Raw genomic sequence first — 13,747 nt, forward strand, 5'->3', positions numbered from 1 at the left:
CCGTCCGAAGAATCCCAGTCGGCCCGGGAATGCGGCCTTCGATCCCAAGCGGGGCCTGTCTGCGTGTTCACAGCTCATCAGTCAGCCACCTCCTGCCTGGCCGCACCTCGAAAACGCGGATCAATCAGCCTATGGGTAACGTCCACCAGGAGTCCCAGAAAGAGGAAGAAGGCCGCCAGAAGAAGCAGCTCGGACTGAACAGCCGGAAGATCCCGGTTGCCCACATCGGTGATCAACATGGAGCCCAGGCCCGGTAGGGCGAACAGGTTCTCGCTGACCATGACACCCGTAATCATCTCGGCCATGGTCAGCCCGACCACCGAAACCAGCTGGGGGGAGGCCAGCCGCAGACCGATGCGTAGGGCGGCCTGGGTTCGGGTCATCCCGCAGGCCATGCCCATGTCCACATACCCCGAAGAGAGCATATCGGTCAGGAGGGAGCGGGTGTACCGCATGATGCCGGCGCCCACGATGATGCCGGTGGACAGAGCAGGCAGGGTCAAGGACGACAGAGCCTGCCCCGGCTGAGCCCAGCCGAGAGCGGGAAAGCCCTGGGAGGGCAACAGGCCGATCAGACCGCTCCCCTTGGCGAAGAGCATAATCAGAAGCAGTCCTGACCAGAGAGCCGGTACGGATCCACCCACGATGGCGGCCATGTGGCTGAAGGACTGCATTCGCGGCGAGCGCGCCAGAGCGGCGGCGCAGCCTAGGGGGATGCCCAGCAGCAGGGCCACGCCCAGTCCCAAAAGAATCAGCGGAAAAGTAATCTGGGCCCGTATGCCCACCTGGGAGGCGATGGAACGGTTGGTCAGAATGGACCTGCCCAGGTCCCCTTTCAGAAAGTCGCTGATCCAATCCAGATACTGCCGAGGATAGGAGCGGTCCAGGCCCATCTGCCGACGCAACCGGTCGACACGTTCGGGTGGGGCATCCAGCCCGGCCATGACAGCCGCCACATCCCCGGGCAGGATGCGCAGTGCCAGGAAGATCAGCAGGGAGATGCCCATCAGTGCTAAGAGGAACAGCACCAGGCGCCGCATCAGGAATCTGGCCATGGTCATGCCCGCCTATAAATCACGTCGGACAAGGGCATGAGAGACTGGTTCAAATCGACTGGGAAGCCCTCCAACCCCGTCCGCCAGGCCGTGGTCACCCGGTAATTGAAGAGCCAGTCCGCCGCCGCGTCGTTGCTGACGATCCGGGCGGCCTGGGCCAGGAGCCTGTCGGAGTCATCGGCGGAGGTCGTGGCCATGGCCTTCTGGTAGAGCTCCTGGACCTGATGATTGTCATAGTTGTAGTAGTAGCCGGGGTTGGCCCACTGATGGAAGTCGTGGCTCTCGCCATGATCCACCAGAGACAGGTCGTAATCCTTGTTGGCATGCACGTCCTGCAGCCAGACCGAGAATTCCACCACCCGCACGTCCAGGTCGATGCCCACCTGGCGCAGCTGCGAGCGCAGCTGATCGCCCAACTCGCTACCGTAGGTGTTGGCGTAGGTCAGCCGCAGCTTCAGCCGGTGGTCGGGACCATACCCGGCCTGGGCCAGAAGCCGCCGTGCCTGCTCCGGATCATGGGGATAGAGCCCGGTCAAATCCTGATAGCCGGGATCCAGCGAGGGTATGGGGCCACCCAAAGCACCGTCCGATCCGCCCCGGGAGGCAATCAGCTGCCGATGGTCGATGGCATAGCGGATGGCCTGCCGCACCCGCAGGTCGGATGTAGCAACACCCTTGCCGTTCATGGCCAGGACGTACTTGTCGGTGTCGTCGCCCGCCTTGACCTGGAAGTCGGGGTTGTTGCGGAAGGGACTGGCCAGGTTCTCAGTGACCGGAGCCAGCACCTGCACATCCCCACTGCGCAGGGCGTTGACGGCAGCGTTATCGTCATTGAGGTAACGGATGATGATGGTTTGTGTCTTAGGCTTATCGCTGCCCCAGTAGTGCGGATCGGCCTTGAGGGTGACCGAGTCGTTTGGGCGGAAGCTGTCCAGCAGATACGGTCCGGATCCCACGGCCTGGGTCTTCATGTCGTAATGGGCCCGTCGGTCAAAGACCAGGCCAGCCCGGCCGCTCAGCTGCCAGAGCAGGTCCTGGTAGGGCCTTGACAGCGTCAGACGCACCGTCAGCGGATCCGAAGCCTGAACGCCCTGGAAGCCCTCCAGCATCTCGCTGCCCTGATAGTGGCCTGCCATGAGCCCGCGAATGGAGTCGACCACGTCCTGGGCCCGGAGAGCATGACCATTTGAGAAGCGGATGCCCTCATGCAGGTGGAAGGTGTAGACCAGGCCGTCCTCGGAGACATTCCAGGTCCTGGCCAGGCCCGGACGCACCCGGTTCCGGGAATCCCGTGACACCAGACCCTGATAGACGTTGCCGATCAGGAGCTGATCAAGCGCTGTGCCCGACTGGTTGCGGATGTCCAGATTGGTGGGAGCCAGCTTGAGTCCCACCGTGACCGTGTCCGCCACGGTTCCGCCCTCGGCCTGGCCAGCGACTCCACGATGCCCAGCCCACAGGGAGAGGGCCAAGGCCAGGGCCAGCAGGAGACTGAGCAGCTTCCAGGGCAGGGTGTTGCCGCCCGACCTCATGGGCCTGATCCTGGCGTTGAGTTCGGGGTCAGTGCTGGGGCCTGACTCCTGGGCCGCATCTGTATCTGTTGCGGTCACGCTGCCGTGGGCATGCGTGCCGTGTCGATCTGCATTCATTGACGAATCCTTATGCTGCGGTTGACCGCCATTCTGGTCGATCACCGCCCACCAGCATACTCCCCGAAACCATCACCAAGGCTTATGCGCTTAGGATGGATTCGGAAAGCGCCACGCGCCCGGACGACGGCAGGGAGGAAGAGACATGCTGCTGGCCATCGACATCGGCAACACCAACATCGAGGTCGGATTCATGGAGGGCGACCGGGTCGCCGCCTCCTACAGGCTGACCACCAGAATCGACCACACGGCTGATGAGTTCGGGCTTCTGCTGGGACAGCTCATGGCTCTGGCCGGCTACAAGACTGCGGATGTGCAGGACGCCATCATCTCCTCGGTGGCTCCCGCGGTCATGCACGCCGTCAGGTCCTGCCTGATCCGCTTCTTTTCCATCGACCCCATGGTGGTGGGCCCCGGCGTGAAGACCGGCATGAACATACGACTGGATGACCCGCGTTCCCTGGGCGCCGACTGTCTCGCTGACTGCGTAGGCGCCTTCCACCGCTACGGAGGGCCGGTCCTGGTCATCGACTTCGGCACGGCCACCACCTTCAACTATGTGGACGCCAAGGGCGCCATACGTTCAGGCCTAATCGTACCGGGCATCCGCTCGGGAGCCCAGGCCCTTGCCGGCCAGACCGCCCAGCTGCCCCAGGTGGAAATCACCCGCCCTCAGACCATCATGGCCACGGGCACCAGGACGGCCATGCAGGCCGGACTCTACTACAACTTCCTCGGCGGCCTGGAGCGGATCATCCGCCAGTACCGCAGTGAGATAGGACGGGACTTCCATGTGGTGGCCACGGGCGGCATGGGTCGTACCTTCTCACAAGACACCGACCTGATCGAGGTCTACGATCCCGAGCTGATCTTCTCCGGCATGTACAGGATTCACCAGCTCAATGCCGATGGCCGACCACACGCTGCACCAGCGCGCCATTGACCTGCAGACTGGCCTGCTTGCCACCCCCGTCAAGGCTTGCCAGCGAGCCCACCAGGACCTGGCCCTCCACCTGAACCTGCACCGGATGCCTGGTCCGATTGAACAGGAAGACAAAGCGCGTCCGATCATCCTCGCTGACCCGCTCAACTCTCAACAGATCGGGGTCGCCCTGAGCCGATCTCATATCGGCAACGTCCAAGGCCTCCAACAGGGCAGGAATGACCTTGGCCAGACCTTGGGCATCCAGACGGCAACCCAGGTAGGCGGCCTTGCCATGACCCCAGTCATGGACGGTCATGGCCGGCATGCCATCCATCCCCGTCCAGGGATCAGCCCGGTAGCTTGCCAGAACCTTGGTGCCCTTGTCCAGATGGCCGATGACATCGGCCCAATCTCGAGCCGTGACCCCGTTGTTCAGATCCAGATGGTCCAGAACACCAGGCGTGCCGGGAGCCATGGGTGCGAACTCCTCGACCGACAGCCCCAGCAGGTCCCGAAGCGGCCCCGGATACCCACCGGTCCAGACGCGGTCCTGCTCGTCGGCGATACCGCTGCCCCAGGTGACGATCAGCCGCCCTCCACTATGGACATACTTGTGCAACCGTTTGGAGAGATCGGTGTCAATCAGGTAGAGGGCTGGCAGGACCACCAACGGGTACTCCTCCCAGGCGGCCCTGACCGGTAGGACATCAGGCCGGATGGCGTTGTCCAGAAAGGCACGGTACCAGACCGGTGGCTCCTGACCATGTTCGACCCGCTCGCTGGGCGAGGACGCGTGGGAGCTGGCCCACTGGCTCCCATAGTCGAAGACCAGCGCCAGTGGGGCCTTTGCCAGCGTGCTGCCGGCCAGACCGGCCTGGGAGAGCCCCTGCAGGTCCCCTCCCAGCTGGCAGACGTCATGGAAGACGGCCGTGTCCTCGCCGGCATGAGGCAGCATGGCCGAGTGGAACTTCTCCGCGCCAGCCCGGGACTGCCTCCACTGGAAATAGCAGATGGCATCAGCTCCGAGTGCCAGGTGAGCCAGGGAATCGCGCTCCAGCTGTCCGGGTTCCTTGCGGGGGTTGACCGGCCGCCAGTTGACCGCCGACGTGGACTGCTCCATAAGCCACCAAGGACGCCGACGGGCAATGGCATCCACCAGGCTGGAGGAATAGGCCAGCTCCTCCAGATGATCCCTGCCCGGCGTCGCGTAGTGGTCATTGGCCACAAAGTCCACCTGGTCACCCCAGTCGTCGTAGTCCAGGACAAATCCGCCTGCGCTGACCATGAAGTTGGTGGTCAAAGGTATATCCGGAGTGATCCCAGCCAGGGTGTCACGCTCAGCCATGTAGAAATCCTTGAGGGCATCGGAGCTGAACCGCTCGAAGTCCAGCATGCGTCCCGGATTCTGGAAATTCCCCTGACCGATGAAACGCGGCGGCAGAATCTGAGAGAAGTCACTCAGTCTCTGCGACCAGAAATTCGTGCCCCAGGCCCTGTTGACGGCCTCAATGTCCTTGTAACGGTGGCGGCACCAACGCTGGAAGGCCCTCATGGCATCGTCGGAATAGTCGAAGCGATTGTGGCAGCCATACTCATTGCCCACATGCCATGCCACCAGATAGGGGTTGTCCCGGTAGTGCTCGGCCATGGCCCGGCAGAGCTTCAGGGCATAGGAGCGGAAGACCGGCGAGGTGGGCCGCCAGTGCTGCCGGGCCCCGGGCCAGACCGTGTCGCCTCGCTCGTCCCTGAGCAGGACTTCGGGATGCGCCTGGGTCAGCCAGAGCGGCGGCGAGGCCGTGGCCGAGGCCAGATTGACCCCGATACCCGCCCGACCAAGCTTGTCGATGATCCGGTCCAGCCAATCAAAGTCGAAAATGCCCTCGCTGGGCTCAATGCGCGACCAGGAGAAGACAGCCAGGGCCACCACGTTGACCCCTGCCTTGGTCATCAGCCTGATGTCCTCATCCCAGACATCCTCGGGCCACTGGTCGGGGTTGTAGTCGCATCCGTACCAGAGGGACTGCTGACCCTTGAGATGCTTGGGCCATCGATAGGGCCGCCGTGTCGGTTTGCTCATGGGTAGAACCTCCTGGTCCGTCTCAATCCTCGGACGGGGACGCCTGCCGCGTCCACGTCGTCCCGCGGCTCCGGGATCCCCTGACCATTATGTCCCACCAGGCTGACTGTTCAGGCCTCTCCTTGAGGATCCAAGGGAACGGAAGAGATGAAGATGCGCTTAACCCCGGTGAAGGGGTCGGTGAATTCCAGGCGACGGGCCACCAATTGCAGCGGCCGGGAGAAGTCGTCATAGGCCCGGGCCTGGATTCTGGGGTAAAGATCGTCGCCCACGATGGGCAGCCCAAGGGCATTCATGTGCACACGAAGCTGATGGGTCTTGCCGGTCTGCGGATAGAGCGTGTAGGTGGCCAGACATCCCCGGCCCGCCGCCAGTTCAATCCTGGTAATGGCATTGACCGGTCCGCGCTCCTCCCAGGCCTGGAGAACCCCTCGACGCTTGATAACCCGGGAGCGGCGTTCTAGCGGGAAGACCCGCGGCGGATCCAGATGTCGCACGGTGCCGGTCCGCGGACGAACCATGGGTCGCACCGGCGCCAGACACTGGTAGACCTTGCGCACGCGATGCTCCTGGAAGAGCATCTGGTATGCCCGCCTGGCGGCCGGATCGCGCACCAGGACCAGCACACCCGCGGTGGCCCTGTCGAGCCTGTGGGCAGGTATGATGTCGGGCTCCCCGTAGAGCCGTCGCATTCGGATCAACACGGTTTCCGCGTGCCACATCCCCCTGGGCATGGTGGCCAGGAAGTGGGGCTTGTCGACCACAATGATGCGACGGTCCTCATAGATGACTTTGGGCTCGAAGGGGATCTGCGGCTCCTCCAGAACGATCCGATGCCCCCGCTGCTCGGACCCGACGACCATGGACAGCCTCTATTCCACAGTGACCGACTTGGCCAGGTTGCGGGGCTTGTCCACGTCCAGGCCCTTGAGCCGGGCCATGTCCAGGGCGAACAACTGCAGGGGGACCACATCCACCAGGGGGCTGAGCAGGGTCGGGCAGGGCGGCCGCCAAAAGACCACGTCAGCATAGCGGTCGGCGTCCGGGTCGCCTTCCTCGGCTACAACGATAGTGAAGGCACCGCGGGCCTTGACCTCCTCGATGGCCGAGATGACCTTGTCGTGCAGCACATTGCGGCCCCGGGCGCTGGGGACGATGACCACCACAGGCTCCCCCGGCTCCACCAGGGCGATGGGTCCGTGCTTGAGCTCGCCGGCGGCGAACCCTTCGGTGAAGATGTAGGCGATCTCCTTGAGCTTGAGTGCCCCCTCCAGGGCCACCGGATAGCCCACATGCCGCCCCAGGAAGAGGAAGGAGTGGGCCTTGGACATGCGCTGAGCCGTCTGGCTGATGACCTCGGCCTGACTGTCCAGCACCTTCTGAATCTTGGCAGGCATGGCCTTGAGGCTGTCGATGGTCTGGTGGATCTCGTCTCGATACATGGTTCCCTTGACCTGGGCCAGATAGAGCCCCAGCAGGTAGGCCGCCACGATCTGGGCCAGGAAGGCCTTGGTGGAGGCCACAGCCACCTCGGGGCCGGCGTGGGTGTAGAGCACGGCATCGGACTCCCTGGGGATGGTGGACCCCTGGGTGTTGCAGATGGCCAAAACCCGTGAACCCTGCTCGCGCGCATGCCGGAGCGCCATCAGCGTGTCCATGGTCTCCCCGGACTGGGAAATGGCCACGACCAGAGTGCGCGGGGTCAGAATGGGATCACGGTAGCGGAACTCATGGGCCAGCTCGACCTCCACCGGAATGCGAACCCAGTGCTCGATGGCGTACTTGGCCACCAGGCCCGCGTAGGAGGCCGTTCCGCAGGCCACGACGATGATCTTGTCAATCTGACGGAAGACATCCTCATCGATGTGGACCTCGTCCAGATCCAGGTCGCCTGACTCGTCGTACCGTCCTAGCAGAGTGTTGGAGACCGCCGCAGGATCCTCGTGAATCTCCTTGTCCATGAAGGAATCCCATCCGCCCTTTTCGGCGGCCGAGGCATCCCAGTCGATGGTGTAGCGGCGCGGATGTTCCACCGGATGACCCTGGAAATCGGTGACCAGGACCTGGTCCGCGCTGATGCAGACCGCCTGGTCCTGACCCAGCTCCATGGCCTGACGGGTATAGGCCACGAAGGCCGCCACATCGGAGCCCAGGTAGTTCTCTCCGTCTCCCAGGCCAACCACCAGCGGCGAATCGTGTCGGATGCCCACCACCAGATCGGGCTGCCTTGAGTCCACGGCCAAGATGGTGAAAGCCCCTTTGAGCATACGGGCCAGCCGCCTGACGGCCTCGAAGATGTCCGGCTGGCCGGTGGCATCGATAATCTCCTGGGCGATCTTGCCCAGAAGCTTGGCAGCCACCTCGGTGTCCGTGGAGGAGACGAAGGTATACCCTTCGGTCTCCAGGTCCAGACGAAGCCTGGATGCGTTCTCGATGATCCCGTTGTGAATCAGCGCGACCTTGCCGTCACGGCTGATGTGGGGATGAGCGTTGACGTCAGTGGGTTCGCCATTGGTGGCCCAACGGGTGTGGCCGATGCCCACAGTGGCTTCGGGCATTGGCTTGGCCTTCAGATCGGCGACCAGATTGCCCAAGCGCCCGGCCTTCTTGCGTACGGCCACCCGCGCCATCCTAGGGGCAACCAGGGCCACTCCGGCCGAGTCATAGCCCCGGTATTCCAAGCGTTCCAGGCCCTTGAGGCAGACCTCCAAGGGTCTGCCGCAGGCCGTCCGTACTGATCCCGCATAACCGACGATTCCGCACATGGGCCCCAGTCTAGCCACGGGAGTCCCGCCTCTGCCCGTCCAGAAGGCTTCTTGCCGGAATTTCTACAACCTGGCAGAGCCTGAGACTAGAGCACGGTATGCAGGAATTCAGTGAACCTCTCGGTGCGAGGATGGTCGATGATGTCAGGGCCTCCCTGTTCCACTACGACACCCTGGTCCATGAAGACGATCTGCTCAGCCACCTCGCGGGCGAAGCCCATTTCGTGGGTGACCACCACCATGGTCATGCCCTGCTGAGCCACCTGCCGCATGACCCCCAGGACCTCCCCCACCAGCTCCGGATCCAGGGCTGAGGTGGGCTCGTCGAAGAGCATGATGTCAGGGTGCATGGCCAGGGCTCGCGCGATAGCCACACGCTGCTGCTGGCCACCGGAGAGCTGGGCAGGATAGTAGTCCATCCTGTCCTCCAGCCCTACACGTTCCAGCTGTGCCTGTGCCTCCTTGCGGGCATCGGTCTTGGGAACCCGTCCCACATGGACCGGGGCCTCCATGACGTTCTCCAATGCGGTCATGTGGGGGAAGAGGTTGAAACGCTGGAAGACCATGCCGATCTTGGAGCGCTGCCTGGCAATGGCCTTGTCGTCCAGGGTCTGCAGCACAGGACCCTTGCCGGTATCGATTTCCCGGTATCCGGTCAGCTCACCGTCCACATAGATCTCACCGGCTGTGCGGGTCTCCAGCTGGTTGATCAGCCGCAACAGCGTTGACTTGCCTGAACCGGAAGGCCCCAGGACGGCCGTCACCGTGCCGGGCATGACCTCCAGGTTGATTCCCCGCAGCACATGCTGATCGCCGAAGACCTTGTGCACATTCCTGATGACGATGGCCGGATCCTTGCCGCCTTGACCGTCTTTCTTGGTCTGCCTGTCCTCGTCCATGATTCTCCTCCTGCCTCAGGCGTTCAGCCCGGCCATCATGACCTTGTTGACCTTGTCGGTCTCCTGACGGGTCTGCGGGTCCCCGCCATCCTTGCCGTCCTTGGCCCCCGACCCGGCCAGGGGCCGCGAGTCGAAGCCCTTGCCGTAGTGCTTCTCCAGCTGGGCCTGGATGACCATCAGAACGGAGGTGATGACCAGATACCAGATGCAGGCCACAATCAGCAGCGGGATGGTCTTGTAGATGCGGTTGGCGATGGCGTTGGTGGCGAACTGAAGTTCCAGGGTGAAGGGCACGGCAAGAGCCAGGGATGTGGTCTTGAGCATGCCGATGGTCTCATTGCCGGTAGGCGGCACGATGATGCGCATGGCCTGAGGCAGGACGATGCGCCGCATGATCATGGATGGCGGCATGCCCAGGGCCTTGGCTGCCTCCTCCTGGCCGGGATCCACAGCCTCGATGCCGGCACGGACGATTTCGGAAAGATAGGCAGCCTCGTTGAGCCCCAGGCCCAGAACCGTGGCCACAGTGGCATTCAGCACGGTCTTGGTGTCGATGCTCCAGAATTCGGGACCGAAGGGGATGCCGATGGCCAGTTTGGGTATCAGCACGGAAAGCAGGCCCCAGAAGACCAGCTGGGTATATACAGGAGTGCCGCGGAAGAACCAGATGAAGAACCAGCTGACCCAGCGCAGGACCGGATTGGACGATTTGCGCATGACCGCCAGGATGATGGCCAGGATTGTGGCCAGGACCATGGCGTAGACGGTCAGTAGCAGGGTCCACTTGATGCCGTCCAGGACGTGCTCATTGAAGAGGTACTTCCAGACCGTGGGCCAGTCAAAGTTGGGATTGGTCACCATGCCGTGGATCAGCATGGCCACGAAGATGGCCACGATGACGGCAGCCACGATCGGCCCCGGCTTGCGCACCGGCCTGGCATGTATTCTGCCGGGGATCCGAATCTGGTCCGTCCCCTTCTTGGTATGCATCTCCTGCTTCCTTCCGCAACGCTGTACTTGTTCAGGCCCGATCCATTGGCCGAACCACCTGCTGAGGCGCGGGTCGCCCAGTGTGACGACCCGCGCCTGGCCTTGCCTCAGTCAGAGACCGCAGGGTTGATCTCAGCCTTTTCGACCGCACCGCTCTGGACGCCCCAATTCTTGAGGATCTTGGCGTAGACGCCGTCGTCAATCAGCTTCTGAAGAGCCGCCTGGGTGGCCTCGGCCATGCCACTGCCTTTCCTGAGGGCGGCACCTTGCAGGACGATGTCAGTGTCCTTGCCCAGCTTCTCCAGCTGGCCGTCGGTCTGCTTGATGGCATACCCGGTCACCTGGGAGTCGGCATAGAAGACGTCGATCTTGCCGTTGACCACTGCCGTGGCGGCATCGGTCTGCTGCTTGTAGGACTGCACGTCCACCGGCTTCTTGCCCTTGGCCTTGCACTCGGCCGAGATCTTGTCGGTTGCCTGCTGCTCTTCGATGGTCCCGGTCTGCACGCCGACCTTGACGCCGCAGATGTCGTCAGGGTTGATCTTGGAGGGGTTGCCCTTCTTGACGGCAAAGGCCGTACCCGCCTTGAAGGTGGTGACGAAGTCGACCGACTGCATCCGCTCCTTGGTGATGGTGAAGCTGGAGATGCCCGCGTCATACTTGCTGCCGATGGCCGGGATGATGGTATCGAAGGAGGCGCTGACCATCTGCCCATCGAGCCCCATGACCTTGGCAATGGCGTTCGACAGGTCCACGTCAAAGCCAATCGGGGTCTTTCCATCCTCACTCATGAACTCGCCAGGCGCATATGAGGTCTCCATACCCACGGTCAGCTTGCCGTCCTTGGAAACCGACTCGGGCACCTTGGCCGCGATGGCCGGATCCTTCTTGATACCGCTGACGTCAAAAGCCGCTGGGTGGGAGCTTGTGGTGGCCTTGCCCGATGCACTGCTGGTGTCCGCCTCGTCTGTGGTTCCGCAGGCTCCGATGGAGGCCAGCAGGGTGATGCTCAGAGCCGTCGCCAACACCGCCTTGATCTTGCCCATGTCTTCTCCTCTTCCGGACCGCCCCGAAGCGACCCCTCATGTCTCTTGATTGACATGCACTATTATGCACACATTTGTATTTTTATGCATACAGATGAAGGTTAACTCGATATTGCAGACCGCTTATCCTGGTATTTTTGGCTCTATAGCAGGCCAAAGGCGCTATTCGACACTGTCGATCGCCATCAGCTCCGGGCGTGTCGAATCTGTATAGAACGGGAAGACCTTTGTGGGCGACTGTAGGTCGTTATGAGACTTAGGAAATTCGGTAGGTTTATCCGAGAGCTCAGCCCTGCCGGTTGCGGTAGCGCATGGCCCTCTGGGCCTCACGGCGATCCTGCTCCTCCCGCAGGGATTGGCGCTTGTCATACTCGCGCTTTCCTCGGGCCACGGCGATCTCCACCTTGACCTTGCCGTCCTTGAAATACAGACTCAGGGGAACGATGGTATAGCCCTTGGCCTGAATCTGCCGCTCCAAACGAAGGATCTGCTTGGCGTGGAGGAGCAGTTTGCGCTTGCGCTTGGGGGCGTGGTTGTTCCAGGTGCCATTAAGGTATTCAGGGATATTGGCGTTTTCCAACCAGACCTCGTGCCGCCGGTCAATGCTGACGAACGACTCGGCCAGGGAGGCACGCCCCTCGCGCAGAGACTTGACCTCGGTCCCGGTCAGCGCGATGCCGGCCTCGTACCGATCCTCGATCTGGTAGTCATGACGGGCCCTGCGGTTCTGGGCGATCATCGACGTGCCGGTTTCCTTAGCCATAATATCCTCCTCCTGATCGCGCCAAGGAGGCTACCTGGCACTCCGGACAGCGATAATACCGTTCCAAGCGACGGACCTGGCCCGCAGCGGCATCAGTAATGAACGTATTGGTAGTTGCCTGCCCCATAGACCGTTTCATAGGTAGGGAAGGATGCGAAGCCGGTGCCCCCTTCGGAGATGAGCACCGATCCATCCGAATTGACCCGCTCGACCACAGCCACGTGGCCATAGGTCCAGTTGGCGTTCCAACGAGTGACCCGCTGGCCACGGGCGAATACCATGGCAGCACCGACATGGGGGGTGTTGTTGACCAGATAACCCAGACCACGTGCCGTATTGGCCCAATCAGCCCCATTGCCCATATAGGAACCCACAGGCAGAGCCAGCTGCGAGCGACGGATGTAGGCCCAGAGCGTGCATTGACGAGCGGGGTAGGCGTTACCTCCAACCCTGCTGTCGTAGCCAGTGCTATGGCCATAGCAGAATCCGGAACCTGAGGGACAACTGCCCGGCACTGCGTAATTCATGCCGGAGGCGCCGCCGCCACCGTTGCCTCTGCCGCTATTGCCACCGCCGCCATTGTTACTGGGCGGGGCAGGCCGTGGATTCCGTGCCGGACGGGATCCGCCGCCATTGCTGATCTGCTGGGCTCCTCCGGCATGCGGGTCGGCGCTGCCGCCCGGATTGCCGGTGTTCAGCGAGTCGATCATGGATTCGGTGGCCACGATATCTGCGGCTTCACGTGCCGACTGTGTGGTCAGGGCAGCCTTTTGACTCTCCAGCTGCTTGCGGGCTGCGGTCCCCTGGTCACGCAGGGCCTGCAGGTGGTCCTGCTTGGCCTGGGCCGCCGCTACAGCCTGCTGGGCCACCGCCTGCTGTTGATCGGCCTTGGCCTTGAGCGTGCTGATCTGCTGCTCGATGGCCTCCAGACGTTGCTTCCGGTTCATGGAGGAGTTGAGGGTATTGGCTGCATCGTTGGCCGTATTGGCTTCGGACCTGGTTACAGCCGCATCGGACTGCATCTTGTCCACGAAGTCCTGGGTGCTTGAAGACTTGGTCACCACGTCCATGATCTGGGAAGTCTCGGACCCGTGAAAGCTCTTTCTGGCCATCTGAGCCACGCCAGCCTTGGCATCGTCATAGTCAAGGCCGGTCTGACGTATCTTGGCCTCCAGGTCGGCACGATCCTTGCGGGCAGCCTCCAGACGGTCATTGGTGGCCTGGACCAGGCTATCGGCCTGTTCGGCCTGCTGTTGGGCATCGATGGCACTCTGCTGTGCAGCCGGAATCTGATTGGAGGTCAGATCATCAAGGCTCAGTATCTGGTTGGCAAGTTGGGCGCTGACGCCAGCCAGCTTGCTCTTCAGGGCCGCGTGGTTCTGGACTTTCTGCTGGTAGCTGCTCCAGTCGGCCCGGGCAGGTTCAGGCGCTACGGACAGTCCGAGGATTCCGCCGCCCAGCATCATGGCCAACGATCCGACGAGGCCGCAGATAGCCTCCCACCGTTTGGTACGATTCATGGTCAAGTCCCTCACTATCGCTATCCATGCTAGTCATCATTATGACAGAGATTGCGCC

The 13,747-nt window shown here is 62.5% G+C and carries 11 protein-coding genes; 1 reads left to right on the forward strand and 10 read right to left on the reverse strand.

Going from position 1 to position 13,747, the window contains the following annotated elements; translation table 11 throughout:
* Positions 1-77: 77 nt before the first annotated feature.
* Complete coding sequence (locus P272_RS0106210) at positions 78-1,055, reverse strand: ABC transporter permease (protein ID WP_029678676.1); 978 nt, start codon at positions 1,053-1,055, stop codon at positions 78-80.
* A 2-nt stretch (positions 1,056-1,057) separates the two neighbouring features.
* Positions 1,058-2,704 carry an ABC transporter substrate-binding protein gene (locus P272_RS0106215; RefSeq protein WP_081709078.1) on the reverse strand — a complete coding sequence of 549 codons (1,647 nt, stop codon included), beginning with the start codon at positions 2,702-2,704 and terminating at the stop codon, positions 1,058-1,060.
* Between the two features lie 145 nt (positions 2,705-2,849).
* Between P272_RS0106215 and P272_RS0106220 the strand changes: the two genes are divergently transcribed.
* A complete protein-coding gene (locus P272_RS0106220; RefSeq protein WP_044097850.1) occupies positions 2,850-3,647 on the forward strand; it encodes a type III pantothenate kinase in 798 nt (265 codons plus the stop codon).
* Here P272_RS0106220 and P272_RS0106225 read toward each other — a convergent pair.
* From P272_RS0106225 to P272_RS0106260, 8 genes are all read right to left on the reverse strand, one after another.
* A complete protein-coding gene (locus P272_RS0106225) occupies positions 3,604-5,706 on the reverse strand; it encodes a beta-galactosidase (protein WP_029678679.1) in 2,103 nt (700 codons plus the stop codon). The genes P272_RS0106220 and P272_RS0106225 overlap by 44 nt on opposite strands.
* 110 nt (positions 5,707-5,816) lie before the next feature.
* Positions 5,817-6,569 carry a pseudouridine synthase gene (locus P272_RS0106230; RefSeq protein WP_044097851.1) on the reverse strand — a complete coding sequence of 251 codons (753 nt, stop codon included), beginning with the start codon at positions 6,567-6,569 and terminating at the stop codon, positions 5,817-5,819.
* A gap of 9 nt (positions 6,570-6,578) precedes the next feature.
* Positions 6,579-8,471 (reverse strand): glutamine--fructose-6-phosphate transaminase (isomerizing), encoded by a 1,893-nt coding sequence (gene glmS / locus P272_RS0106235; protein ID WP_029678681.1) that lies wholly within the window; start codon positions 8,469-8,471, stop codon positions 6,579-6,581.
* Positions 8,472-8,557: 86 nt separating this feature from the next.
* Positions 8,558-9,370, reverse strand: a complete 813-nt coding sequence (locus tag P272_RS0106240; RefSeq protein ID WP_029678682.1) for an amino acid ABC transporter ATP-binding protein — start codon at positions 9,368-9,370, stop codon at positions 8,558-8,560.
* A gap of 15 nt (positions 9,371-9,385) precedes the next feature.
* Positions 9,386-10,360 (reverse strand): amino acid ABC transporter permease, encoded by a 975-nt coding sequence (locus tag P272_RS0106245; protein WP_029678683.1) that lies wholly within the window; start codon positions 10,358-10,360, stop codon positions 9,386-9,388.
* A 107-nt stretch (positions 10,361-10,467) separates the two neighbouring features.
* Entirely contained in the window at positions 10,468-11,406 is a 939-nt protein-coding gene (locus P272_RS0106250) for an ABC transporter substrate-binding protein (protein ID WP_029678684.1), read from the reverse strand.
* Positions 11,407-11,692: 286 nt separating this feature from the next.
* Positions 11,693-12,169, reverse strand: a complete 477-nt coding sequence (gene smpB, locus P272_RS0106255) for an SsrA-binding protein SmpB (RefSeq protein ID WP_029678685.1) — start codon at positions 12,167-12,169, stop codon at positions 11,693-11,695.
* 92 nt (positions 12,170-12,261) lie between these two features.
* Entirely contained in the window at positions 12,262-13,689 is a 1,428-nt protein-coding gene (locus tag P272_RS0106260; protein WP_029678686.1) for a CHAP domain-containing protein, read from the reverse strand.
* Positions 13,690-13,747: the final 58 nt, after the last annotated feature.

Source organism: Bifidobacterium sp. 7101 (genome assembly GCF_000499285.1).
GTDB classification, from domain to species: domain Bacteria; phylum Actinomycetota; class Actinomycetes; order Actinomycetales; family Bifidobacteriaceae; genus Bombiscardovia; species Bombiscardovia apis_A.

Bases quoted from the DNA above. Each gene is read 5' to 3' on its own strand.
- P272_RS0106210 (WP_029678676.1), bottom strand. From the start codon at position 1,055: ATGGCCAGATTCCTGATGCGGCGCCTGGTGCTGTTCCTCTTAGCACTG.
- P272_RS0106215 (WP_081709078.1), bottom strand. From the start codon at position 2,704: ATGAATGCAGATCGACACGGCACGCATGCCCACGGCAGCGTGACCGCA.
- P272_RS0106220 (WP_044097850.1), top strand. From the start codon at position 2,850: ATGCTGCTGGCCATCGACATCGGCAACACCAACATCGAGGTCGGATTC.
- P272_RS0106225 (WP_029678679.1), bottom strand. From the start codon at position 5,706: ATGAGCAAACCGACACGGCGGCCCTATCGATGGCCCAAGCATCTCAAG.
- P272_RS0106230 (WP_044097851.1), bottom strand. From the start codon at position 6,569: ATGGTCGTCGGGTCCGAGCAGCGGGGGCATCGGATCGTTCTGGAGGAG.
- glmS (WP_029678681.1), bottom strand. From the start codon at position 8,471: ATGTGCGGAATCGTCGGTTATGCGGGATCAGTACGGACGGCCTGCGGC.
- P272_RS0106240 (WP_029678682.1), bottom strand. From the start codon at position 9,370: ATGGACGAGGACAGGCAGACCAAGAAAGACGGTCAAGGCGGCAAGGAT.
- P272_RS0106245 (WP_029678683.1), bottom strand. From the start codon at position 10,360: ATGCATACCAAGAAGGGGACGGACCAGATTCGGATCCCCGGCAGAATA.
- P272_RS0106250 (WP_029678684.1), bottom strand. From the start codon at position 11,406: ATGGGCAAGATCAAGGCGGTGTTGGCGACGGCTCTGAGCATCACCCTG.
- smpB (WP_029678685.1), bottom strand. From the start codon at position 12,169: ATGGCTAAGGAAACCGGCACGTCGATGATCGCCCAGAACCGCAGGGCC.
- P272_RS0106260 (WP_029678686.1), bottom strand. From the start codon at position 13,689: ATGAATCGTACCAAACGGTGGGAGGCTATCTGCGGCCTCGTCGGATCG.